Here is a 24,560-nt window from a genome sequence, read left to right as displayed (position 1 = left end):
TAAACTTAAACTAATAAAACGGAGAGCCTATGGCTTGAGAAACTTTCGTAATTTTTGGGTTAGAAGTATGTTATCTTGGCATCTTGTCTGTTGATTTAGCATAAAGAGTAACGAAGAGCCTATTTCCCTAACATTTTATAATATCAGCGAAGTAGGAACTCCCACTCCCAATGCTTTTGGAGCCGCCTATGAATTGGATGCTTTGACTCCATTTGCTGACGATATTAAAAATTATGCCGGAGCGTCTGGACAAACGGCAGCCGGGGCCTATACTGGTATTGTTTGTGAGGATGAAACTCCTTTAGAAGATAATGTTTCTACCAGTAATTCCAACGGCGAGCTTGATTGTGTTGATGGCATTAAAATTAATTAAAATAACTCCAAAAATCTTTTATTTTTGTTGATAAGTAAATGGTTATAATTATGAAGGGCGTGATTTGTAGGTTAATTCATCGTAGGGTTAATTCATCGTAGGGTTAATTCATCGCAGGGTTAATTCATCGTAGGGTTAATTCATGAATTAACCGCGATGGTAGGGTTAATTCATGAATTAACCCTACTTATTAAGGGGGGATAAAGGTTCGATCCCCCCGCCTATCGGCACCCCCCTTATCAAGGGGGGCAGGGGGGATCGAACCTAAAATCCATGTTTTAATTTAATTAAAACCAGCTACTTACGTTACTGATTATTGACTTTTATTTAAAGCTATGGTAGGTGCAAAAAAATCTCTCAATCTATCCTTACTTAAAACTCTTGGTTTAGTCGCCGTCATCGGTGGACTAATCATGGCTATTGTGGAAATGCAACAGGAAAAGGTGAAAACCTTGACCAAAGAAAAGTTATTAGATAGAAATTATCGTCAAGAGTCTCGTCTAGAAAATGCTCAGGTTCAGTTATTAAAAAATATACCTTCCTTTGGCTTTGACAATATGTTAGCCAATTGGTCAATGTTGCAGTTTATACAATACTATGGCGATGGGGATGCTCGTAGGGAAACTGGTTACGGTTTAAGTCCCGATTTTATGGAAATTGTCACCAAAAATGACCCTAGATTTGTCCGCGCCTATTTGATGATGTCCGTCGCTTCTTCTGTCAATGCTGGCAAACCCGAAAGAACGATTGAGATTATGAATAAAGGTTTATCAAAAATCACTCCTGATGTCACAGATGCCTATTTTCTTTGGTTATATAAAGGAGTGGATGAACTATTATTTTTAGGTGATATTCCCGCGGCGAAAAAATCCTATCAAATGGCCGCCGATTGGGCGAAAATTGCCGGTAATGAATTTATCGAAAAATCCGCTAGGGGAACAGTAAAATTTTTAGAAACTAATCCCGATAGTCGCGCGTCTAGAGTCGGTGCTTGGATGTTAGTCTGGATAAATAGCAAAGATGAAGAAACCCGCAGGTTAGCTAAGGAAAATATCGAAAAATTGGGCGGTAAATTGGTGATTAATAATAATCAAGTGATGGCAATTCCCCCAAAAGATTAGGGTTTGACCTATTTTTCATCCTGCCAAAACTTATGATTTAATAAACCATCAATATCATTAGAAAAAGGAGAAACATCGGGAAAATTAGAGTCTGGATAATCCTCTTTCACCGCTTCTAAAGCTTCTCGATAACATTCTTCTAAAATCTCTATCATAAACCTTTTCAAACTAGGAGAATACTTAAATTCCTTCTTCAACTTCTTGCGAAAATTTCTAATTTCAATTTCCCACCCTCGATAACAATCGGGAAGAACCACATAACAACGTTTTAATAAATGTTCTAATAAACGAGTTAAAAAATTATCGACCGCTTTGGGTTGACTTTTCCCCAAAGATTCCACCTCCTCGATCAAATTCTCTAAATCGACCTGAGATAAATCCCCAGATTTTAATTGCTTAACCGTCTTCTCTATCCACAAAGCAAAATCTTGATCATACAGATTTTTTACCTTGGCTAAAGTCATAATTTTGACCTCCTCTGTTGACTAATTACCTTTATTTTACCGAAACTTGGCCAACAATTTAAGTCTGAATTGGCGCTTACTTAAAACTTGCATTAAAAGTCGCTCGGTTTGGGTGCATCTCACATTTTCGGAAATACCGATAATCAGCAATTATCAGTCACTCTTAAACTGCTACAAATGTATGAACAGCCGCGTGTAAGCATCCCACCGAAAAGCTAATGCGCGAGGGGTTTGGGGACGGCGCTTGCGTCCCCAACGGGGGGTTTGGGGGGTAGAACCCCCCAAAAGACTGGATTGATGACACAAACCTAAAAAGCACAGTTTTTAAACTGCACCGATCGAGGGATAATATAACCTTGATATTAACAATGGCGACTATGAAAATTTTAATTATGGGTGGAACCCGATTTATCGGTGTTTCTTTGACTAAAGTGTTAGTAGAACAGGGTCACGAGGTAGTATTATTCAATCGTGGCAATAAACCCGCTCCGGTTGCTGGAGTACGACAGATACACGGCGATCGCACTGACCCAGCGCAACTGAAAGAAAAGCTTAAAAATGAGAGTTTTGAGGCAATTTTCGATAATAATGGCAGATAATTAAGTGATACTCAGCCCCTCGTCCAGATTTTTAGGGAAAGAATCCAGCATTTTGTCTATGTTAGCTCGGCGGGGGTTTATTTAAAATCCGACCAAATGCCCCATAAAGAAGGGGATAAACTAGATCCCAAAAGTCGCCACAAGGGAAAATACGAGACAGAAAACTATTTAAACGAGATGGGTTTACCCTGGACTTCCATCCGTCCGGTTTATATCTACGGACCGGGCAACTATAATGACCTAGAAGCTTGGTTTTTTGACCGTTTGGTTCGTAATCGTCCTATTCCTATACCCGGTCATGGGGAACATTTTACCCAATTTGGTCACGTTGTCGATCTGGCCAAGGCCATGGCCGCAGTATTGGGTAATTCTCAGGCTATCGGTCAAGTGTATAATATTTCTGGCGATCGCTATGTAACTTTTAACGGTTTAGCAAAAGCTTGCGCGGCAGCGATGGGGAAAAATGCCGAGGAAATCGAGATTGTTAACTATAACCCCAAAAAATTTGACTTCGGCAAAAAGAAACCTTTCCCCCTGCGGGTTCAACATTTCTACGCTGATATTAATAAAGCCACCCGCGAGTTAAACTGGCAGCCTGAATATGATCTCGTCAGTGGTTTAGCAGACTCCTTCCAGAATGATTATCTCCCTTCCGGTCGCGATCGGCAAGAAATAGACTTGGCGATCGATGACCAGATCTTGGCAAACCAATAAAATTAATTTTTTGGTGGGAGTGGGGAAGTGGGGAAGTGGGGAAGTGGGGGAATTTCAACTAAAACCCCAACACCCTAAAACCCTAAAACCCTAACCCCCAAACTGATGCAGCTTTAACCAGTTATTGGACATTCCACCAACCGAAGGCCGGCCCGACAAAGCGAATAACTACCCAAACCCCAGCTAAAACTCCTATACCAATCCAGGCACCCCTAGTGGTTAACTTGTAAGCTTGGGATGCTTGACTTTTGGTAATCGGTAGCCAAGGCAGGATGTTTTCTTCCTGTCCATACTTATCACCCAGGGCCGATTGACGACGTTTTGATTCACCCATACTAATGTCAGTTATTAAGAGGTTTTTCTCTGATTGTATATCGAAAGACAACAGGCCACACCCAATCCTAGTCCCTGAAGGAGGGCGATCAAAACTGACGGCCGATGACTGACTATTATAGAATTAAAGGTTGCGACTGAAACGAGAATAATTATGGCAACCATTAACAGTAATTACTTAAAACTAAAAGCGGGTTATCTTTTCCCGGAAATTGCCCGACGAGTCCAAGCTTTTGCGGCAGCCAATCCCGATGCTAACATTATCCGTCTGGGGATTGGCGATGTCACCGAACCTTTGCCCCAAGCTTGTCGCGAGGCCATGATCAAAGCAGTGGAGGAAATGGGCGATCGCTCTAGCTTTAAGGGTTACGGGCCCGAACAGGGTTATGCTTGGTTAAGGGAGAAAATCGCCGTCCATGATTTTCAGGCTCGCGGTTGTGAGATAAGTGCCGATGAAATCTTTATTTCTGACGGTTCTAAGTGCGATACGGGCAATATTCTCGATATTTTTGGGGATAATAACTCGATCGCCGTGACCGACCCAGTATATCCCGTTTACGTTGATACTAATGTTATGGCCGGACACACGGGAGAGGTCAACGAACGCGGCGAATACGAGGGCTTGATTTATCTGCCAATTACCGCCGAAAATAACTTTACTGCCCAGATTCCGACGGAAAAAGTCGATTTAATCTATCTCTGTTTTCCCAACAATCCCACCGGGGCCACAGCTACCAAAGAACACTTGACAGCTTGGGTTAATTATGCTAGGGCCAACGGATCGATTATCTTTTTTGATGCGGCCTACGAGGCCTTTATCACCGATGCCAGTTTACCCCATTCCATCTACGAAATCGAGGGAGCGCGGCAATGTGCGATCGAATTTCGCTCTTTTTCTAAAAATGCCGGTTTTACCGGGACCCGTTGCGCTTTAACCGTGGTTCCCCAAAGTCTGATGGCCAAAGCGGCCGACGGCAGCGATGTGCAACTCTGGAAACTGTGGAATCGTCGGCAATCGACCAAATTTAACGGCGTTTCCTACATTGTCCAACGGGGGGCCGAGGCGGTTTATTCCCCAGAAGGACAAGCACAAGTACAAGAACTTGTCAAGTTTTATTTACAAAATGCAACAATTATCCGAGAAAAATTAACCGCTGCTGGTTTAGAAGTCCATGGCGGCGTAAATGCGCCCTACGTTTGGGTAAAAACGCCCCAGGGTCTATCGAGTTGGGATTTCTTCGATAAACTGCTACATACCTGTAATGTGGTGGGAACCCCTGGATCCGGCTTTGGGGCCGCCGGAGAGGGTTATTTCCGGCTGTCGGCTTTTAATAGTCGTGCCAACGTCGAGGCCGCTATGGAGAGAATTATCGATAAATTTCAAGGCTAATGGTCAAAAGAGGGATGTTTGCGGAAGCATCCCCCAACAACCCCATCGGGAATTGATAGACTGTTGACACACCCAATTTTTCGGTAACTACTCACCGACAACGGCTCACCGATGCGACCCTTTTGGTTAGAATCCTTACAGGTAGAAAGATTAACGATCGCAATTGCTGGCCTACCAGCACATCTGCAAGGGATCAAGTTGGTGCAGTGGTCAGATCTGCACTGCGATGAACAGCATTTGCCTGTAGCTGTCCTGCAAGAAGCGATCGCCATTACTAATCAGGAAAAACCCGATCTCATCTTCCTGACGGGGGATTTTATTACCGATAGTCCCCAGCCAATTTTTACCCTGGTAGATAGCATAAAAGCTCTCGAAAGTCAAGGGGGTATTTATGCTTGTTTAGGAAATCATGACAGTTATCTTCCCCACGCCAGGGAAACGGTGAGATCAGCCTTAACTAGCGTGGGAATTCGGGTACTCTGGAATGAAATCGCCACACCCTACGGCGAAAATTTTCCCATCGTCGGATTGGCCGATTATTGGTCCGGGGAATTTTTCCCGCAAATCCTCGAGCAAATTTCCCCCGATATACCCAGACTCGTTCTTTCCCACAATCCCGATACAGCCATGATTTTAAAGGATTGGCGCGTGGATTTGCAGTTATCCGGTCATACCCACGGAGGTCAAGTGACTATCCCCGGTATCGGTTCCCTACCGATAGTTTTAGGGAAACTTAGGCGATCGCTGCCCGAACCCTATGGTCAATGGGTTCCCCTTCACCGGCAGTTTAGCAGAGTAGTCCGATACTGGCAATGGTCCGAGGGATTTCATCGAGTCGGGGAAAATCAATTATATGTCAATCGAGGCTTAGGAACCTATTTTCCCGGTCGTCTTTTTTGTCCCCCCGAAGTGACGGTAATTACTTTGATCAACGGCAGTCAGTCTTGAATCAGTGATCAGTGATCAGTCGTCAGATTTGAGTTTTCAGTGAACAGTATTAAATAGAAGTTTCCTAATGTCTTTTCACTGTTTACTTTTTTACTGATCCCTAATACCCAATTATTTTCTATACATTGAGCAGCAATCCATAGATCATTCATGGGTATGGGTCGTCCTTTGCGCTTCAAAGCTAACCGAGTTTGAGCATAAACCGAGGCAGTTTCTTTCCCCAATGGTAAAACCGTACAGGCTTCTATAAAATCCAAATAACGAGGTAAATTTTGTAAGGGGCGCGTGGAATTTTCCGCACCAAATAGTAACTCTCCCACCACACCCATTGGTAAAATGATTTCTGGTAGTACCAGCACTCTTTTAGTAACCCCTACGTCTCCATTTAAAAAACGAATTGCTGCAGAAGTATCTAAGGCAATTTCACCACTCATTGACATCTACCTGACGACATTCTGTTTTAATGGCTTGTTGTAGTCCTTGTGCCTCTGAATCGCTTAAAATGCCTGAAAACTTGGCCAGAGGATGACTGTTGCCTGTTGCCTGAACTCGATGTAAAAAATTTAATACGGTTTCTATTAGATCATCAGGTGCTTGTTCGAGTTCTTGAATTAATTGTTGACGATGGTTCATAGACAGTCTTAACGAGTAATACAGTAAATGTGATGGCTACCTTGAATTCTCAATGACGTTCTCAAATTTTGGCGAACTTTTTCCCAGAAATAGATCTTAATTGACTCATCTGAATTTCGGAGATTATTCGATCGCCTAGTAATATTGTAGGCTGATAATCGTTGCCGTTGCCTCTGGATTGGTAATTCTGCCATCTTTCGGGAGTGATAGAATGCGAAGTATCCCCCGCAACAAGGAATTTAGTTTATGAGTCAATCGGGAGAAACCGTCACCTATTCCCTAGAAGCCATCCTGACGCGGATCGAGGGAAAGATCGATCGAATCGATGATCGCCTGACAAAACTAGAGGTAGGACAGGCAAAATTAATCGAGAAAGTCGAGGGAATGGATAAGCGGTTAGAAAGGCTAGAAAACGAACAATCGGGGCTAGTTAAGGATATATCCGATTTAAAAGGGGCGAAATCGCTGATTATCCCCGTAACCGTCGCGATTATTACCGCCATACTCACGGTTTTCCTTCGCTCTTTACCCTCTCCCTAGACGAATCGCGCCCGGCCTAGAAATTGCCAAGTCTAGCGGAACGATCGCCAGCTGGCGGGGGTTAGGGAGATGGACAGAAATTCCTTTTCCATTCGCCCGCAGGTAAGCTGTTGACTATCTAAATTACTGGTTAAGACTGTCTATGAGTGCCGGAGTTGGGAGCGGGGAGAGGTAGTTCGAGCATTTGTACTAAACTTTTCAAGACGCGGTTTCAAGGCAGTACAGCTTATCTATACCAGGATTTCGGCAAAACATGAAAATTATCGCCTACACCTATACCAATCCCCTGCTTGATAGTCCCCCCGATAACTCGATTTCGACCTATTCTCCCGAACAAGTGTATCAGGATTTTGGCGATCGCTCACAACGGCAGCAACTGCTCCGCGATTGTCAAGGAACTCCCCCCCGACTGCTGATCCTACGTCGCCTAGCAGAATTGGGAGACAATGGCACAGAAGTTAGCAAAATTTTACAATTCTTAGAAGCCCTCGACATAGATATAATTGCCCTAGAAGACCCAGATTATAAGCTGAATTTTGCCAAGATTCTGCAAGAAATATCAAAAAACGAACTAAGTAATCGTTTAAAAGCAGGTCACGCTCACAATCGTCTGCAAGCTTTGCCTCCCCCCGGAAAAGCACCCTACGGTTATCGTCGTGGCAAGGAGCGTTATATACTCGATCGCAGTACCGCACCGGTAGTCAAAGACTTTTTTGATCGCTTTTTGATTTCCGCTTCCCTGCGTTCCACGGTGCGCTATCTAGAAAAACGCTACGGCAAAAAGATATCGGTAGCTACTGCCCATAAATGGCTAACTAATCCCGTTTATCGCGGTGATTTGTGCTATCTCGGTCAAGATATTATCCCCGATACCCACACCCCGATTATCTCCCGGGAAGAAGCAGCCCAGATCGATCGCATCCTGAGAAATAATCGCAAATTACCCCCCCGCAGTGCCAGCGCCCCGCGTTCCTTAGCGGGTTTAGTCGTCTGTAATCAATGTCAATCGGGGATGACGATTACCAAAGTGACAGCGCGAGGAAAAGGCACAGAATACCTCTATTTGCGACCTTTGCAATGTCCCCGGACAAAAAAATGTTCGGCGATCGCTTATGAAAAAATTCTTCGTAGCACAATCGAGCGCATTTGTCAAGACCTACCAGCGACGATCGCTCAGATATCTTTACCTGATTTAGAGACGATCAAACGGGGAATGAGCGAGGAAATAGGGCAAAAAAACGATATTTTGTCGCAATTGCCCTCCCTAGAAGCGGCGGGAATTTTAGATCAAGAAACGGCTAATCTCAGGGCCTATAAACTTAAAAACGAGATCGCACAGATTCAAGGACGTTTAGACCAATTACCCCCCGATAACCTGACTATTATCGCTCGTGCCGTTGCTTTTCCGCAATTTTGGCGAGATTTATCGGAAATCGAGCGTCGTTTTTATTTTCGCGAGTTTATCCGTCGCATCGAAATCGAGAGAGAAACGGCTAATAATTGGCATTTACGTTTAATCTTCGTTTTTTAAGCAGGTGGGTATTAAAAACTTTCAGATCCCCCCACCTATCGGCACCCCCCTTATCAAGGGAGGCAGGGGGGAGCCAACCTAAAATCCATTTTTAATTTAATTATAACCAACTACTTAACAGTCTGGGACAATCTTAAAGTTAGCTAAAAATTGAGGAATTTTTGAGTGATCAATGCTAAGAAAAAGGCCAACAGCGATCGATCTCAACTATGAGCAATAACAAAAGATTAACTAGGTATAAAAAAGGGCGAAAATCCTCCCGGACAAAACCCCACCTTTACGATTATCACTATAACCAACCCGGGACGATGCCAGGGTTAATCACCATCGATGAAAATGCCGTTGCTACCGAGATATTTTTAATTAATTATAACCGTCAACAAGCGACTATAGTTAACAATCTCTTACCTCAAGACTGTCTTAAATATTTATCCAATGATTCCATCTCTTGGATCGATATCGTCGGTTTGGGTAATGAAGATAAACTGCAAGAGTTGGGGGAAATTTTTCATTTGCATCCCTTAACCCTTGAGGATATAGTCAGTATTCCCCAAAGACCAAAAGTGGAAGAATGCGAGAATTATATTTTAATTATAGTGCCAATGGCCATCCTGATCGATCATCAGGGTTTTTTGTTAGAACAAATCAGTTTAATAGTCGGGAAGAATTATGTTTTAACCGTGCAGGAAGAAGGACAATACGATTCTTTAGAGGGAGTTAGGGAAAGAATCCGTTTAAATAAAGGTTCCATCCGGCAGCAAAAATCGGGTTATTTAGCCTACGCAATTTGGGATGCTATTATTGACGGTTATTTTCCTGTTTTAGAGTCCTACGGAGAAAGAATCGAGGAGTTAGAAAACGAAATTTTAGCTAGTCCCACGGAGCAGACTTTATCAAAAATTTACCAACTACGTCAGGAATTACTCTCCCTGCGACGAGCAATTTGGCCGCAAAGGGATACCCTCAATGCTCTTTTACGGGATGAGTATATTGTCATCGATACAACGATTAAACCCTATCTAAGAGACTGTTATGACCATGTGGTACAAATCCTCGATGTTATCGAAAATTACCGGGAATTCGCCAATGGTTTAATGGATTTTTACCTTTCTTCCGTGAGTAATAAAATGAACGAGATTATGAAAACTTTAACGGTAATCTCGACTATTTTTATCCCTCTCACCTTCATTGTCGGTATTTATGGCATGAACTTTAATACTGATAAATCTCCCTATAATATGCCCGAATTAGAATGGTATTGGGGCTATGTGTTCGTCTGGGTGTTGATGCTAACCGTTGCTTTCAGTTTAATCATTTTCTTTTGGCGACGCGGCTGGTTTAAGAACCTATCGACAGCGAAGAAAAGATAAACTGTTAAGCAGATTAGACAGACTGGATTACCTTGCCGGCATCTAGCAAGAGAAAATGGCTATTGCAGAGAAATTAATAGTTTAGTGTCGGCGGTATTTTTTAACACTTTCAGTTGATGGCTTCTCATTTTGTCCAACCAACTATAGTGCTGGCTGTGACATTGATAGACGATATCGATGTCACCAATCTCTGACTTAACCTGAGCCAAGTAGTTTTCTAGTTCGCTAATTTTCATAACCAATCTCGCTTGCGCTGAAGGACATCAACCCCAAACCAAGAATTATCGCTAAAGGATAGGGGTGACTACAGTTACTATTATAGGCCGATCATAATTCCTAAAAAAGTTCTTATCTAACAAAGTTAGCTAATGTCAGGGTTAGATGATATTGGCGAAGTTTCTTTCTAGTCGTCTAGGGGGCAGCACCATCCCTAGGCAAACGGGCTAATTTACCGAAGAATGGCCGCAGTAATGCCCAAGCAATGCCGATAATCGGGCCAAGTCAAGAAATAAAAAATGCTCGATATTGTCTTTCCCTTCGCCCAGCTTCGATAATTAATTCTTTTTTCATTACTTTTTAGTCTCTGGGGGTGGCTGTTGAGAAGCTGCCGCAATCGCTTGATTTAAACGAGTTAATTCCTCCTTAAATTTTGGTTCTTGGGGATAGTCTTTGACTAATTTTTCTAGGAGACTTTTCGCCCCAGAAACGTCTTGAGTTTGTAATCTTGTTCCATAAAGAACTAGCATCACTTCCAGATTGTCGGGATATTTTTGATATAACTTTTCTAAAGGTTCTCTGGCTCCGATAAAATCTTTTAACTGTAAACGAGCTTGGGCTAGTCCTTGCAAAGCAGTGGGGTTATCTGGTTCACGTTCGAGAATTTTCTCGTAACCTTTGACCATTTCTTCTAATTTTTCGGGAGGAATAGTTGCCTCTTGCCCGGGTTGATTGCCTTGGGGGGAATTAGAATTATTATTTTTCAATAAACCTAAGGTTGGCACCACCATTAAAGCCAGAAATACTAAACCAGAGGAAACAATTAAGACTCGTTTGAGCGTATCGTTATTTTTTTGGGGCATACTTTTTAAAGATTAGAGATAAGATTAATTATTGGTGACTCGATGAAATTCGTGACCCCAAAGATTATAAGCCCAAATTCCCAAGCCAAAACTACCTAAGCAGAGGAGGGTGAGCATCAGGAAAACTTGCCACCTATTGTAACCTGCTTCCTGAAGTTCTAGACGACCAAGGATAGTGGCGGCTAAGAGGATTAAAACTCGACTAAATACCGCCCACTTGTGGAAGATAAAAACTACCGCCAAAGACCAGCCGAGAATTGATAATACAGCACTAATATCGTTTTTAAACCAACTGCGGAAAAATACCGGCATTAAGTGACTAAACAGAGTTAATCCTAGGGCAATTGAGAGGATAACCCCTACCGCTAGGATATAGATGATGATTTCTAGCCATTCGCTAGTGAGAGTCCAATTCATCTCATCACCGCGGGCAAGTAACCAATCACTCCATGATAAACGCTCATGGGCGATCGACCAGCCAAACAGCCCATAGACCGATGGAATCAGAAAAGTAAGTAGTATAATACGCCAAAACATAATCAGTTATCAGTTATCAGTTATCAGTTATCAGTTTTGAGTTATTAGTTATCAGTTTTGAGTATTAAGGTTTAATTGATTAGTTCGCTCTAGAGCAAAAACAATTGACAAAAATCGCTAAATGCCTTTCTATATAAGGGTTCCATCCCTTATAACCCCCGTCCATTGCATAACACAAACCGAAGAGCCAGTATCCTAAGTGAGCAGTATGTATTAAGTGAGCCTGATCAAATGCCAGTTTACTACTGTCTTTTCACTGATTACTGTTTACTGCTTACTGATCACTGATCACTGTTTACTGATCACTGAAAAAAGTCAAGCCTGAACTCTGAAAGAGACGAAAATTGCCCCTTTTCAGACTTCAGGCCCGTGGAGTTGTCCCGATCGCTTAGGACATATACTGGATGATAAAGTCGAAGTAGGGGGCTGCTTCCACGGCATCCTCTTGAGTCAAAAGACCTAAAGCGGCCTCTTTGAGACAACGAATCGCCTCCACCATGCCGGGGACGGGAACATTAAGAGAGTTATACATCTCTTTGACCCCGATTAGGCCGGTTTGTTCGATCGGTGCTTTATCTCCGGCTAATACCCCATAGGTAACTAGACGCAGATACCAACCATAATCGCGCAAGCATTGATTATATTGACGCTGACCGTAGGCATTACCCCCCGGCGCTCTATAATCGGGACGTTTCTTGAACAGTTGTTTTTGAGCCTGATCGACGATTTTTTTCTCATTTTCAGCGAGAGTCTCGGCAATGCGAATTCTCTGCTCACCGGTTTTTAAAAACTGCCCGATACCCTGTAGTTCACCACTACTAGGATAACGAAGTTCGTCGTCGGCTTTGAGGATGACTTGGCTAACTACGCTCATAATATCAAGGTAAATTCTGATAACATTCTGTAGTTTATCTCAGGTCGGGGTCTGGAAGTCGAGTCATCCCTGCTGGTTGGGCAATTCCTAAAAATTGTAATATTTCGTTATGAGTTTCCCCGACAGCCCGGTTACTGTCTAGAATGAATGTATTAGTGGTCAGGAGCGAGGAGATGGCAATTGAGATGTCACCGCACACCGATTAACTTGAACCCGATAACTGGTAATTAATATGGAATTTTTAGCATCCTTCCTATTGATAGCGGGCATTCTGGGATTAAATGGCTTTAAAATCGATCGAGAATACCAGCGTGGTGTTATCTTTCGTCTAGGGCGTTATCAAGACACCAAAGGCCCTGGACTGTACTGGATCATTCCCCTAGTTGACCAAAAAATGCAGCTGGATATTCGCACCAAAACCGTCGATATCGCCCCGCAAGAAACTGTCACCGCCGATAATGTCACAATTAAGGTTAATGCGGTTCTCTACTATCGCATTATCGACCCTAGCAAAGCGATTAATAAAGTCGAATCCTATCCTGCGGCCGTTTATCAAGCGGCCATGACCACTTTAAGAAATGTAGTTGGTCAAAATCATCTCGATGATGTCTTGCAAAAACGAGACAAAATTAATCATGCGGTTCAACAAATTGTCGATGAAATTAGCGAACCTTGGGGCATTGATATCGAACGGGTGGAGATGAAAGATGTGGAAATTCCCACCGGTATGCAGCGAGCTATGGCCAAGGAAGCGGAAGCATTGCGAGAAAAACGGGCCCGTTTGATTAAAGCGGCCGCAGAACAGGAAGCCTCCCTAAAATTAGCGGAAGCTTCCCGATTAATCATGGAAAATCCCGCCGCTTTGGAATTACGCCGCCTACAAATGTTAACGGAAATTGGAGCGGAAAATAACACCAGTACCGTGATTATGCTCCCCTCCGATATCTTAAATCTCGCTCAAAAATTAGCCGAAAAACCATCACAAAATGGCTCAATTGTCAATAGCCAAAAGGGTTAATTTTCTCAGTAGCTGGTTATAATTAAATTAAAAATGGATTTTAGGTTCGATCCCCCCTGCCCCCCTTGATAAGGGGGGTGCCGATAGGCGGGGGGATCTGATAATTTTTAACGCCTACCTACTTAATTAACGCATGGTGACAAATTCCTCGGCAGCACTGGGATGAATGCCGACAGTGGCATCAAAATCGGCTTTTGTTGCACCCATTTTTACGGCAATGGCTACTCCTTGAATAATTTCTGCGGCGTGATCTCCTACCATGTGCGCCCCAAGGATTTTACCACTTTCCTGATGGACAACTAATTTCATCAAAGTTTTGTCCTCTCGGCCTGGTAAAACATTGTAACCGGGGCGGAATTTAGACCGATAAACTTTAATTCCCGTGTCACCATATAGGTTTTTGGCTTGCAATTCTGTTAATCCCACCGTCGCCGCTTCAGGAGTAGAAAATACTGCCGAGGGAACGTTTTCATAACTCATTAACCGGGGTTTATTACCAAAGACTGTATCGGCAAAAGCTCGCCCCTGATTAATGGCGACGGGAGTTAAATTAATTTGATCAGTACAATCGCCCACGGCATAGATATTGTCTTCGCTGGTTTGGCTATACTCGTTGACAACAATTGCCCCGTTTTTTACCTCGACATTGACATTCTCTAAGCCCAATTTTTCCAGCTTAGGAATTCTTCCAGTAGCGGCTAATCCTAGGGCATCAACAAAGATAATTTCTCCAGTTTCTTTCCCCTGAATATGTACTTTTAACCCCTCAGCAGTTTTCTCGATCGAAGTGGGGAAAGTTTCGGGCATAATTTTAATTCCCTGACGGATCATTTCTGCTTGAATCTCATCGCGGATATCCTCATCAAACCCTCTTAAAATCTTGTCTTTACGGATTAACTGCACCACTTCCGTCCCCAATCCGTGCATAATACCAGCAAATTCCACCCCAATATATCCCGCCCCTAAAACTATAATTCTTTTCGGTTGTTCTGGCAGTTGAAACATGGCATCAGAAACTACTGTATGTTCTATCCCCGGAATATCGGGTTTAACGGGATGTCCCCCCACGGCAATTAAAATTTTATCGGCAGTAATTTTCTCCTCTCCTACCTCTAGGGTATGGGTATCAATAAACTTGGCATAATTAGGAAAAATCGTCACTTGAGAATTATCGAGCATCTTTTGATAAATGCCATTTAAACGGATAGTTTCCTGATTAACGGCGCTAATTAATTTTTGCCAATTTAACTGACTCTCTACTGGACTCCAACCGTAACCTTCCGCATCCTTAAATAGTTGCGGAAAACGACTAGAATAAACCATTAATTTTTTGGGAATACAACCACGATTAACACAGGTTCCTCCCAAGCGATCGTATTCTGCTAATCCCACTTTTGCCCCGTATTCGGCTGCCCGTCTAGCGGTGGCAATACCCCCAGAACCACCACCAATCACGAATAAATCAAAATCATAACTCATAAAAATATCCTCGCGAATGTATAGAAATTTGACGGAATCAAGAAACTTTCTGGGCAAAAAAGGAAGCGAATATCTCGGATCAATCCCTAAGTGAATCTATTCAGTAACTAGGACAATATGGTCACTAAGGCTGCTAAATTAAGTAGGTAGGTATTAAAAACTTTCAGATCCCCCCGCCTATCGGCACCCCCCTTATTAAGGGGGGCAGGGGGGATCAAACCTAAAATCCATTTTTAATTTAATTATAACCAGCTACTTAGAGTCAATTTATCTACTGCCAAGATTTAATTCTATGCTAACACGCCGCTCGAAATTATCTTTTCTCTTGGGGACTTGTTCCCTATTTCTCTGGGTAAACCATCCCGTCACCCTCGCAACCCCCATCAGTCAAGACAATTCCCCCCCTTCCCAGTTTATCTGTCCGGCAGACTTAGCCACCGAGATTGATCGCATTTTGGACCGCCCCGATTATCAAGGCGCTTATTGGGGAATTTTAGTAAAATCCCTCAATTCTGACCAAAATATCTATAGTATCCACGAAAATAACTTTTTTACTCCCGCTTCTACTGCGAAACTATTAACCACTGCCGCCGCTTTCAGCAAATTTAACCGCGATTATCGTCTGAAAACCCCCATTTTAGCCCAGGGCAACCCCCCCGATTTAGAGACTTTAACCTTAGTCGGCAGGGGAGATGCAACCATAACCACAGAAAAGTTAGAGAAATTAGCAGAAAAGTTAAAAGCAGGGGGAATTAACTCAATTTCTCGCTTAATTGTCGTTGCTAGTCCTTTTGTCGTCTCCGATAGTCAAAAAACTTGGGAATGGGAAGATGTCTTTTTTGACTATGCTGTACCCGCTTCTAGCTTGGTTTTAAACGAAAATTCCGTCAATTTAAGGCTTTTACCGCGACAATTGGGGCAAAGCTTAGATTTACAATGGTCTGATCCCATTGCCGCTAAACAATGGCTAATTGAGAATCAAACCAGCACCGCAGCGCAAGGAAGCCCGAATACTCTGGCAATTAAGGGCAATTTAGCCAATAATCGCCTGATTATCACCGGTTCTCTGGCGATTGATAGTCAAGATGATTTTAATTTAGCTATTCCCCAACCTTCGGAGTATTTCCTGGCTCGCTGGCGTAATATCCTTGAAAAAGCGGGAATTACCGTTAAAAACGCCGAAATTAGCTCAGAAATTCGCGGTTATGAGATCACCAATTTAGAATCAGAACCCCTAGCATATTTGGTGGAAAAAGTCAATAAAAATAGCGATAATTTACTAGCCGAAACCCTACTACAAATGCTCGGCGGTGTGTCGGGATTGCAAGAAACTTTAACAAAACTGGGAATTAACAGCGATGGTTATAAAATCGGCGATGGTTCGGGGCTATCACGACAAAACCTGATTAAACCCAAGACTTTAGGTCAAATATTACAACTAATGGCAGAAAACCCTGATTATCGTCGTTCTTTAGCCATTGGCGGCATTGATGGCACTTTAACCAATAGATTTCGCCAGACTCCCCTAGAAGGACGATTACAGGCAAAAACCGGGACTTTAACCGGAGTTACCGCTCTCGCAGGTTATCTAGAAACCGCCGACAATCAACCCCTAATCTTTAGCATAACCGTCAATAACAGCGATAAACCCGCCACTACCCTCAGAAACGGCATCGATGAGGTGATTTTGCTCCTAGGACAGTTAAAACGCTGTTAATCTTTAGGAGCCGGGAGATAGGGAGATGGGGAGATAGGGAGATAGGGAGATAGGGAGATAGGGAGATGGGGAAATTTCAGCTAAATTCCCCCACTACCCCAACGTAGGGAGGCACAATTATTTGTAGGATGGGTTAGCGGTAGCGTAACATGAGCGGGGGTTGGGTTTCATGCTTCAACCCAACCTACGTTCATCTTATATTTAATTCCACCCACCCACTTAATCACAGAAGCTTGTATACTTTTGTAAAAATTGCTTCTAGCTGACCTGTAGATTAATCGACGGAGTATTGATATATGTATATAGTTCAGGTTGCCTCTGAGTGCGCCCCAGTGATTAAAGCTGGGGGATTGGGGGATGTGGTATATGGATTGAGTCGAGAATTGGAAATTCGCGGTCATTGCGTGGAGCTAATCCTACCCATGTATGATTGTATGCGCTACGACCAAATTTGGGGCTTACACGAGGCTTATCGGGACCTGTGGGTGCCTTGGTACGGTGGCGCAATTCACTGTAACGTTTTTTGTGGTTGGGTACACGGGCGCTTGTGTTTCTTTATTCAACCTAATTCGGGGGATAATTTCTTTAATCGCGGTACTTACTACGGCTGTAAAGACGATAATATGCGTTTTGCCTTCTTCTCTAAAGCCGCTTTAGAATTTTTGCTCAGAAGTAATAAACGTCCCGATATAATTCATTGTCACGACTGGCAAACTGGTTTAATTCCGCCCTTACTTTTTGAAATTTATAAATATCATGGTATGGGCAATCAGCGCGTTCTTTACACCATCCATAACTTTAAACATCAAGGATTTGGAGGTGCAGAAATTCTCTGGGCAACAGGATTAAATAACGATCCTTACTACTTTAGCTATGCCCGACTGCGCGATAACTTCAATCCTTTTGTGATTAATTTTATGAAAGGTGGGATCGTTTTTGCCAACTATTTCAATACCGTCTCACCTCACCATGCTTGGGAAGCACACCACACCGATGTTAGTTATGGTTTAGGTCATACAATTCACCAGCATCAACACAAATTTACTGGCATTCTCAACGGTTTAGATTACAATATCTGGAACCCGGAAGTGGATAAATTTATTGCTGCACCCTACGGTGTTGATAGCTTCTCCGAGAAGGCACGCAATAAAAAGGCACTGCGAGAAAGACTCTGGTTAAGAGATGAACCAGAAAAGCCCTTAATTTGTTATGTCGGTCGTTTAGATGACCAAAAAGGCGTACATTTAGTTCACCATGCCATGTATTATGCCTTAGCTCGCGGGGCGCAATTTGTCCTCCTAGGTTCCGCCACCGAATCGTTAATTAATAACTGGTTCTGGCACGAGAAAAATCACCTCAATAATAACCCTGATGTTCATATTGAATTGGGCTTTAATGAGGAATTATCTCACCTCATTTATGCGGGTGCTGATATGATTGTGGTTCCCAGTAATTTTGAACCCTGCGGACTGACACAAGTAATCAGCTTAAAATATGGAACTGTTCCCATTGTCCGGGGAGTTGGTGGTTTAGTTAATACGGTTTTTGATCGCGATTATGATACCTATCACAAACCGGAAGAACGCAATGGTTTTGTCTTTTTTGATCCCGATAATAATGCCCTCGAATCAGCCATGTCCCGGGCATTAGAATTGTGGTACACTCAACCAGAAGAATTCCAAAAATTAGCGATTCAAGGTATGGAATGCGATTACTCTTGGAATCGCCCTGGGGAAGAATACGTTGCCCTCTATGAAATGATTCGCCACAAATAAACTGTCTTGTCTCTAGCAATTCCCTGGCAGTTGTCAACAGAAATTCGAGGAATAGATTTGTTGAAATTTCTAGGGTAATTGCTTTAGTTTTGACCGACTCCTAACCCCACCAACAAACTTTTTCAGTAAACCCTACCTAGTAGAGCAGAAATGTTAACTTTGCTTGGTATTCTTGGGTGAGGGGATGACTAACTCCCAAAATCTGAAATATGGCTAACATGGCTTTTCTTGCGCCATCCTGACGATATTTTCTACTTTCTCCCACCAGGCTGATCAGTTTATCTAAAGCGGCGGCATAATCTTCTTTTAAAGCGAAATTAATCCCAGCAAAAAATATCAGATCGAGGGGATTATTTTCTGGTTTTAACTGTTGGAATTCTAGGATAGTTTTCCAACCTTTAATAACAGGATTTTCCTCTTTAATAGCACTGATTAATCGATAAGCGTCTGACCATTTTTCTAGACGCATGAGAAATTTTACCGCCATAATAATTAATCGCTGTTCGTTGGGATATTTAGGAAAAAGACGATCAAATAATTGTTTGGCTGCGGGCAAATTATCGAGGGCAATCGCTTCTTGTATTTCTGCTAATCCTGTTTCTAATTCCGATTGTAAATCGAGACGGGAAAATAAGTCTCTAATTTGTTCTTCTGGCAAAGCACCGACAAAACAGGGTAACACTTCTCCCTTGCTGACAATTCGCACATCGGGAACTCCTTCTACATCGTATTGTTCGGCTAATTCGGGACTTTTATCTATATCTATTTTTGCCAGGATAAAATTATATTCACTTGCCAGTTTTTCCAGCATCGGTTTTACCAATTTACAGGGTCCACACCACAGGGCATAAAAGTCTAAAATCACTGTATTTAGATAGGACTTCTCGATCACTTCACTGTCAAAATTTGTCCCATCTACATCGATAGAATATCCCATCTATTTCTCCTCTAATAAATTATTTTTCAGCTAGTTTTGTCTCACTTATCTCTTTTACCCAAAGGGCTAATCCTCCCCCTCGTCCCCGGGCTGCTATCATTGTTTCTGTGATCAGAAAATAGGCAAAAAATGCCTGTTTTTTGATACTTTCCTGATAAAAATTCGCTTCACTTACCTGTCCATTTCTAATAAAACCAGAATAGAGAGAGCGATTAAATAGGGTTAGGTTGAGCCTGGTGAAATCAAAGGCGAGAAGACGGGTTTTAGGAAAAAACTTAACCGGACCGCTTACGGATAGTTTTACTGCCCCTAAAACTATCTGATTGCTGACGCTTCCAGAGATAAATTCTCCCGGTTCTAAACTCTCATTTCTTTGGTAAGAGATGGTAATTTTTAACCAGGATGGTAGATAGCGACCCTTACCCAAAACAATCCCCGCTCTCTTTTTCGCTTTTTGAGTTCCCGTGATAAAGTATAATCGCCAAGTACCGACTAAAGCCTCAAAAGTAAGATTTTCTTTAGTTTTTTTATTGTTTTTTTCTTTGCTTAAGAGAAATTCCAGCAATTGAGAGACAGGGGGGCGATTATTGTCCTCAAGTATTAGGGGTGAGTCGAGATTTATAACCATGATTTCAGACAGTGCCAAAATATTTTAACTGAAGCTACCGAACTCGAAAAAGCGATCGATAAACCGGTTGACCTTTATTATAAGTGGACTTTTCCCTCTCCGTCGGTATGGGGAAAATATTTTCCGCTAACCAGGGGGTTTGATGTTGCCGAACAAAATGGGGATGTGCTTGAAATCTCTCCGTCATTTCCAGGGCGATCGATTCCACATCCGACTGTAAAAAAACCCAGCCCCCAGCTACCATATACTTAGCCAAAGCTATGACTAATTCCGGCTGCACGACTCGACGCTTGCTGTGACGCTGTTTAAACCAAGGATCGGGAAATTGAATCGACACCCAAAATAACTTATCTGCGGGCAAAGATTGCAGTAAAATTTCTGGGGCAACATTCATATTGCCAAAAACAAAAGCGAGATTTTTTAATCCTAACCTTTCCCGTTCCTGATTCGCTTCAATTACCAAAGGTTGACGAATTTCAATCCCCAAAAAATTAATTTCTGGATATACTTGGGCCATTTGTAACAAAAATTTACCCCGCGCACAACCAATGTCAAGATGGAGAGGTTGCGTCATATCCTGATAAACTTGATTCCAATCGGGGGGATTGATCGGATGGCGATATTTATGACTTAAGGGATTGACGTGCTGACGAACGCGAACTTTAGCCAAAGATATTTTCTCCTCATTTCTCCTCGATCAATCTAGTTTACCGATATTTAGCCCAATTGAATGCGATGAATTTCCGTTTCGCCATTCTCAGCGATCCTCATATCGCTTTACCCACAACCATTTTGAACCATTCTAATCGCTTTCATCTGGTGGAAGTGAGTATTCCCGCTTTAAAAATTGTTTTAGACCATCTCATCACCCTTAACCTCGATTTTCTGCTGATTGCTGGCGATTTAACCCAAGATGGTGAACCAGAAAATCATCGTTGGTTAGCCGATTGTTTAGCCACTTTACCCTTTCCCGTCTATGTTGTGCCGGGTAATCATGATGTTTTGAGTTTAACCGCAACAGAAAACCAGATCGGTTTAGCAGATTTTCCCTTTTATTATCAACAATTTGGTTACAGCGATCCCGAACAAACATACTACCAAAAAGAAATTTTACCCGGAGTGCAATTAATCGGTCTTAATTCTAATCAATTTGATGAGCAAGGTAAACAAATTGGCAGTTTAGATGCAGAACAATTGCATTGGTTAAAACAGATTTTACCATCGCTAAAAAACGATCTAGTGATGGTGATGATCCATCATAACGTTATCGAGCATCTACCCGGACAAAGCAATCATGAATTAGGTAAACGCTATATGTTGGCTAATGCGGTAGAACTGCTCGATATACTAGAGGAAAACGGCGTAAAATTGTTGATTACCGGCCATCTCCACGTGCAGGATCTGGCTTTTGCTAGAGGTATCTATGAAATTACCACCGGTTCCCTCGTCAGTTATCCCCATCCCTACCGGGTGCTAGAATATCGCGAAAACACGGTTGAATTAGCCATAGAATCCTTTCATCTGCAAAATATACCCGGATGGGAGGATTTACCGGCTATTTCTCGGCAATGGTTAAGCGATCGCTCTTATCCTTTTATGATGCGTTTGTTAACCTGCCATCCCCTCAATCTTCCCGTGAGTCTAGCGGAGGAATTAGCCCCGAAATTAGGAAATTTTTGGGCAGATGTGGCTAAAGGTGACACAATCTTCGATTTTAGCGATTTTCCGCCCCTAGTACGCCGTTATTTCTACGCTTTCAGTGCCATCGATCCCCTCGGTAATCCTCATTTTATCGACAATCAAGCCGTAATTAGGGTTTGCTGAAAAAGCTTTTCCTAGGGGCAGGGTGTGGGGTGTGGGGTGTGGGGTGTGGGGTTTTACCGATTTTCAGGTGGTCAATTACCTAATTTTCAGGGAAAAAGTACCTGAATTTTCCCCCCAATCACTCCAAAGGTCGGCACTTTTTGAGGGAAAACAAGTCTAAAAGTCTTATACAACAAGGTTTTTAGATTTATTCAGCAAGCCGTAATTAGTTTCAAGCATCAGTTTAGTTATCAGCGCTCAGACTTGCTGGTGGAGTTGAGAGAATAGCTGCAATAAATAATTAACTATAGCTTATAGTTATGGTACGCAGCCGCTATCTTGGCAGAAAATATCAAAAAAAATCAATGGAAGCAATTAAAAAGGAATTTAAAAAAATCGGTTCTCTTGCCCTGTTTTTTTTCTTGGCTTTCGGTTATATTCTTCTGATCATGAAATTATTTCTGGAAGAATATTCGATTACTACCTACGTTTTGGGTAAAGCGAGCTTAGGGGCGATCATTGCGGCAAAAACCGTGGCCATTCTCGACGCAGCCATGAAGCTAGAATGGTTAGAAAATCGACCCCGTTACCTTAGCATTCTGTATCGAACCTTTGTTTATACCCTAGCAGCACTGATTCTCGGCTCGATCGAGGGTTTTCTGGAAGCTTATCGGGGAACGCGGGTAATTTCGGAGGCAATGGCCAAATTTTGGCAAAGGGAAAGTTTCTCTCAAATCCTTGCGGTTACTCTCTGTCTCGCAGTGGTTTTTTGTCTCCACAATCTCTGGCACGAAATCGATCGCTATTGGGGTAAAGGCAAATTGAGAAAATTTTTTCTCGATCGCTCCTAGAGTAGAGCAGTTATCTTAATGGTGAAGTTTTCCTTTTGGGGAGTCGGGAGATAAGAGTCAGGGATTTAGGGAGATAGGGAGATAGGGAGATAGGGAGATAGGGAAATTTCAGCTAAATTCCCCACTACCCCCCGCAACGCGCACGCAGTGACCACCCCACTACCCCACTACCCCAACACTCCACTTAAGAAGTATGTGCGATCGCCCTATCTTTCGCGGGCGACTCCTGCTAGGATAAAATACGGGTGAAAAATTGCTAATCCAAGGAGTACAGACGTGATTGAACCTTTAGTGCTAGGGATTGTCCTAGGCTTAATTCCCATTACCCTAGCGGGTTTGTTCGTTGCCGCCTATTTACAGTACAAACGGGGCAATCAATTCGGCTTAGACTAAATCTATCACGCCAATCCCCCGAATTGAGAAAATCTCCCGTCAAGCTAGGCACTAGACGGGAGATTTTCCACAGGACAAATTTGCCGCTTAACAGATTGTGGCTGCCGGCGTTGCCATCCCCGCAAAACTTATCTGTCTTACTGGGAGAGCGATCGCCAAAAAAGCAAGAACTAAACGGCTGTTAAACTAGGAAAACGAATGACAGTCTCCGTATATTCGGGAACCCATCCGGCGGTAGTGGTGAAGTAACGCACTGCTTTAACCCGTTTACTGGCAGTGAGGTGAAACCAGTGTTCGCTATGGGCGGGAACATTGATGTATTCTTGAGGTTGAATAGTTAATTCCCCCTGAGAACCATCGGGAAAGACAAAGCCAAAAACCCCCTCCCCATCAATGATATAACGCACCTCATCGTCAGCGTGGGTGTGACAGCGCTCGAATTTGGCCAGTAAAGTGTCGAGATTGGGAATTTCAGGGTGTAAAACGATTAAATCTCTAGCTTGATAACCCGCTTCTTGCTTTAGTTGCTCAAAATAACCGTCTAAGCTGGTTAAAACTATTTCTTTTTCTTCGTCAGTGAGAGAAGCTTGCTTAAGTAGCTGACAAGTGGCTTCGTTTTCGATCGGCCAATAGTTTAAAGTAACATTTAATTTGGCCAATTCCAGACTAATATCGGCTAACTGGGTATAGGTTGTCCCATTCTCTAAGCGTAGTATCGCCATTGGTTATCATCCTCAAGATTACTTTTTCTATTTTAAAGTTTTCCAGAGAGAAGCCGCTCGATTTTTTGCCCCTCGATCCCTTGCCAGTTCCTAGGATTTTCTGCTCAAAAATGCTATTATGGTCTATATCTGGGGAATTAGCTCAGTTGGTAGAGCGATGCGATCGCACCGCAGAGGTCAGGGATTCGAGTTCCCTATTCTCCATTTTCCAGAGATATTAACCGCTTTTCAAGGTTCAAGAAAGATTATGAACCAGTCTCAATTTCCCAAAAAGGCGTTACTTTTATTTCTGGGGAGAATAGCAGAGGATTACTGACAGAAAAGCTAAAAGATTTGACTTGTGGTGGTAATTTTCCTTGAAAAAATGCCATTAATTCCTGATCATTTCTCGGTAAGTGACTAAGGATAACTCCATTAGCTGAATTATCTTGAACAAAGCGAAAATTGGCTTGAGTTCCATCGAGATAATTAACGTTAATTATCACGGGAGGGATTCTAAAGAGTTGTTTGACTATTTTACCCAACCAAGAATATTCAAATTTAACTTGAACACGAGTAATCCCACGATTACGAGTAGGTAATTCATAGACTTGATCCCAAGTAATATTAGTGGTCTCTCCTAGAGGGGTTGGAATGCAACCACTGACTTTTTGTTTTTCTAGAAGATAAAAGTTGGTTTTGATTGCGGGGACGCGGAAGGGGGAATTTACCGAGTCAAGTTGATAATTACA

Annotated in this window: 26 protein-coding genes, 1 tRNA gene and 2 pseudogenes; 15 read left to right on the top strand and 14 right to left on the bottom strand. The window is 42.7% G+C overall.

All coding sequences use genetic code 11. The annotated features are described in order from the left end of the window. Positions 1-202: 202 nt before the first annotated feature. Complete coding sequence (locus EWV66_RS10155; protein ID WP_287108415.1) at positions 203-373, top strand: hypothetical protein; 171 nt, start codon at positions 203-205, stop codon at positions 371-373. 335 nt (positions 374-708) lie between these two features. Beyond that, positions 709-1,494, top strand: coding sequence for a hypothetical protein (locus tag EWV66_RS10150; RefSeq protein WP_287108416.1), 786 nt, complete (start codon positions 709-711; stop codon positions 1,492-1,494). 8 nt (positions 1,495-1,502) lie between these two features. Here the strand turns inward: EWV66_RS10150 and EWV66_RS10145 are convergent, their stop codons facing one another. Beyond that, positions 1,503-1,958: a DUF29 domain-containing protein gene (locus tag EWV66_RS10145; protein WP_287108417.1), complete on the bottom strand. Its 456-nt coding sequence runs from the start codon at positions 1,956-1,958 to the stop codon at positions 1,503-1,505. 377 nt (positions 1,959-2,335) lie between these two features. On the opposite strand from EWV66_RS10145, the pseudogene EWV66_RS10140 reads away from it, so the two are divergent. Continuing rightward, positions 2,336-3,271, top strand: a pseudogene (locus EWV66_RS10140) (NAD-dependent epimerase/dehydratase family protein). A gap of 121 nt (positions 3,272-3,392) precedes the next feature. Here the strand turns inward: EWV66_RS10140 and EWV66_RS10135 are convergent. Continuing rightward, positions 3,393-3,605 (bottom strand): DUF2839 domain-containing protein, encoded by a 213-nt coding sequence (locus tag EWV66_RS10135; protein WP_002759416.1) that lies wholly within the window; start codon positions 3,603-3,605, stop codon positions 3,393-3,395. A gap of 153 nt (positions 3,606-3,758) precedes the next feature. Between EWV66_RS10135 and EWV66_RS10130 the strand changes: the two genes are divergently transcribed. Together EWV66_RS10130 and EWV66_RS10125 are read left to right on the top strand one after the other, a co-directional pair. After that, the gene (locus EWV66_RS10130; protein WP_287108419.1) at positions 3,759-4,994 is read left to right on the top strand and encodes an LL-diaminopimelate aminotransferase; all 1,236 of its coding nucleotides are present in this window, start codon (positions 3,759-3,761) and stop codon (positions 4,992-4,994) included. 111 nt (positions 4,995-5,105) lie between these two features. Next, positions 5,106-5,942, top strand: a complete 837-nt coding sequence (locus EWV66_RS10125) for a metallophosphoesterase (protein WP_052278099.1) — start codon at positions 5,106-5,108, stop codon at positions 5,940-5,942. 8 nt (positions 5,943-5,950) lie between these two features. On the opposite strand, the gene EWV66_RS10120 is transcribed toward EWV66_RS10125, so the two are convergent. Further along, complete coding sequence (locus tag EWV66_RS10120; RefSeq protein ID WP_004161402.1) at positions 5,951-6,376, bottom strand: type II toxin-antitoxin system VapC family toxin; 426 nt, start codon at positions 6,374-6,376, stop codon at positions 5,951-5,953. After that, positions 6,366-6,575 carry a hypothetical protein gene (locus EWV66_RS10115; protein ID WP_002769840.1) on the bottom strand — a complete coding sequence of 70 codons (210 nt, stop codon included), beginning with the start codon at positions 6,573-6,575 and terminating at the stop codon, positions 6,366-6,368. Before EWV66_RS10115 ends, EWV66_RS10120 begins: the two co-directional genes overlap by 11 nt. 246 nt (positions 6,576-6,821) lie before the next feature. On the opposite strand from EWV66_RS10115, the gene EWV66_RS10110 reads away from it, so the two are divergent. The 3 genes from EWV66_RS10110 to corA all read left to right on the top strand — a co-directional run bounded on the left by EWV66_RS10110 (position 6,822) and on the right by corA (position 10,016). Further along, a complete protein-coding gene (locus EWV66_RS10110; protein ID WP_002759475.1) occupies positions 6,822-7,115 on the top strand; it encodes a hypothetical protein in 294 nt (97 codons plus the stop codon). A 253-nt stretch (positions 7,116-7,368) separates the two neighbouring features. Continuing rightward, positions 7,369-8,646: a recombinase family protein gene (locus tag EWV66_RS10105; RefSeq protein WP_287108423.1), complete on the top strand. Its 1,278-nt coding sequence runs from the start codon at positions 7,369-7,371 to the stop codon at positions 8,644-8,646. Between the two features lie 209 nt (positions 8,647-8,855). After that, positions 8,856-10,016, top strand: coding sequence for a magnesium/cobalt transporter CorA (gene corA, locus EWV66_RS10100; RefSeq protein WP_052278100.1), 1,161 nt, complete (start codon positions 8,856-8,858; stop codon positions 10,014-10,016). A gap of 59 nt (positions 10,017-10,075) precedes the next feature. Here the strand turns inward: corA and EWV66_RS10095 are convergent, their stop codons facing one another. From EWV66_RS10095 to EWV66_RS10080, 4 genes are all read right to left on the bottom strand, one after another. Further along, entirely contained in the window at positions 10,076-10,252 is a 177-nt protein-coding gene (locus EWV66_RS10095; protein WP_167341568.1) for a hypothetical protein, read from the bottom strand. Between the two features lie 333 nt (positions 10,253-10,585). Beyond that, positions 10,586-11,095, bottom strand: coding sequence for a tetratricopeptide repeat protein (locus EWV66_RS10090; protein WP_052278101.1), 510 nt, complete (start codon positions 11,093-11,095; stop codon positions 10,586-10,588). 24 nt (positions 11,096-11,119) lie between these two features. Then, entirely contained in the window at positions 11,120-11,632 is a 513-nt protein-coding gene (locus EWV66_RS10085) for a hypothetical protein (protein WP_052278102.1), read from the bottom strand. Between the two features lie 388 nt (positions 11,633-12,020). Continuing rightward, a complete protein-coding gene (locus tag EWV66_RS10080; RefSeq protein ID WP_052278103.1) occupies positions 12,021-12,506 on the bottom strand; it encodes an allophycocyanin subunit alpha-B in 486 nt (161 codons plus the stop codon). 232 nt (positions 12,507-12,738) lie between these two features. Here EWV66_RS10080 and EWV66_RS10075 point away from each other — a divergent pair, with 232 nt between their 5' ends. Further along, complete coding sequence (locus tag EWV66_RS10075; protein ID WP_052278104.1) at positions 12,739-13,524, top strand: slipin family protein; 786 nt, start codon at positions 12,739-12,741, stop codon at positions 13,522-13,524. Between the two features lie 126 nt (positions 13,525-13,650). Here the strand turns inward: EWV66_RS10075 and gorA are convergent, their stop codons facing one another. Further along, on the bottom strand, positions 13,651-15,003 hold the full coding sequence (gorA, locus tag EWV66_RS10070; RefSeq protein ID WP_052278105.1) for a glutathione-disulfide reductase: 1,353 nt from the start codon (positions 15,001-15,003) through the stop codon (positions 13,651-13,653). Between the two features lie 292 nt (positions 15,004-15,295). Here gorA and dacB point away from each other — a divergent pair, with 292 nt between their 5' ends. Together dacB and glgA are read left to right on the top strand one after the other, a co-directional pair. Then, entirely contained in the window at positions 15,296-16,720 is a 1,425-nt protein-coding gene (dacB, locus tag EWV66_RS10065) for a D-alanyl-D-alanine carboxypeptidase/D-alanyl-D-alanine endopeptidase (RefSeq protein ID WP_287108428.1), read from the top strand. A gap of 296 nt (positions 16,721-17,016) precedes the next feature. After that, complete coding sequence (gene glgA, locus EWV66_RS10060; protein ID WP_287108429.1) at positions 17,017-18,495, top strand: glycogen synthase GlgA; 1,479 nt, start codon at positions 17,017-17,019, stop codon at positions 18,493-18,495. A gap of 136 nt (positions 18,496-18,631) precedes the next feature. Here glgA and EWV66_RS10055 read toward each other — a convergent pair whose 3' ends face one another. The 3 genes from EWV66_RS10055 to trmB are packed head-to-tail and all read right to left on the bottom strand — an operon-like array spanning position 18,632 to position 20,730. Continuing rightward, entirely contained in the window at positions 18,632-19,432 is an 801-nt protein-coding gene (locus EWV66_RS10055) for a tetratricopeptide repeat protein (RefSeq protein ID WP_287108430.1), read from the bottom strand. A gap of 19 nt (positions 19,433-19,451) precedes the next feature. Continuing rightward, entirely contained in the window at positions 19,452-20,060 is a 609-nt protein-coding gene (locus EWV66_RS10050) for a hypothetical protein (RefSeq protein WP_287108432.1), read from the bottom strand. A gap of 34 nt (positions 20,061-20,094) precedes the next feature. Continuing rightward, entirely contained in the window at positions 20,095-20,730 is a 636-nt protein-coding gene (gene trmB / locus EWV66_RS10045) for a tRNA (guanosine(46)-N7)-methyltransferase TrmB (RefSeq protein ID WP_287108434.1), read from the bottom strand. Between the two features lie 65 nt (positions 20,731-20,795). Here trmB and EWV66_RS10040 point away from each other — a divergent pair, with 65 nt between their 5' ends. From EWV66_RS10040 to petG, 3 genes are all read left to right on the top strand, one after another. Further along, a complete protein-coding gene (locus EWV66_RS10040) occupies positions 20,796-21,884 on the top strand; it encodes a metallophosphoesterase family protein (RefSeq protein WP_287108435.1) in 1,089 nt (362 codons plus the stop codon). Positions 21,885-22,228: 344 nt separating this feature from the next. Continuing rightward, complete coding sequence (locus EWV66_RS10035) at positions 22,229-22,714, top strand: hypothetical protein (protein WP_287108436.1); 486 nt, start codon at positions 22,229-22,231, stop codon at positions 22,712-22,714. Positions 22,715-22,990: 276 nt separating this feature from the next. Then, positions 22,991-23,107, top strand: a complete 117-nt coding sequence (gene petG, locus EWV66_RS10030) for a cytochrome b6-f complex subunit V (protein ID WP_002738052.1) — start codon at positions 22,991-22,993, stop codon at positions 23,105-23,107. 170 nt (positions 23,108-23,277) lie between these two features. On the opposite strand, the gene EWV66_RS10025 is transcribed toward petG, so the two are convergent. Further along, complete coding sequence (locus EWV66_RS10025; RefSeq protein WP_052278112.1) at positions 23,278-23,829, bottom strand: 1,2-dihydroxy-3-keto-5-methylthiopentene dioxygenase; 552 nt, start codon at positions 23,827-23,829, stop codon at positions 23,278-23,280. Between the two features lie 131 nt (positions 23,830-23,960). Here EWV66_RS10025 and EWV66_RS10020 point away from each other — a divergent pair. Continuing rightward, positions 23,961-24,033: transfer RNA gene (locus EWV66_RS10020), tRNA-Ala, on the top strand. Between the two features lie 41 nt (positions 24,034-24,074). On the opposite strand, the pseudogene EWV66_RS10015 reads toward EWV66_RS10020, so the two are convergent. Then, positions 24,075-24,560: pseudogene (locus EWV66_RS10015) on the bottom strand (hypothetical protein); the annotation flags it as partial.

Source organism: Microcystis sp. M_OC_Ca_00000000_C217Col, from assembly GCF_007095585.1.
Classification (GTDB): domain Bacteria; phylum Cyanobacteriota; class Cyanobacteriia; order Cyanobacteriales; family Microcystaceae; genus Microcystis; species Microcystis panniformis.
Note: the sequence above shows the minus strand (reverse complement) of the source record. Positions and strands in the feature narration are given on the sequence as shown.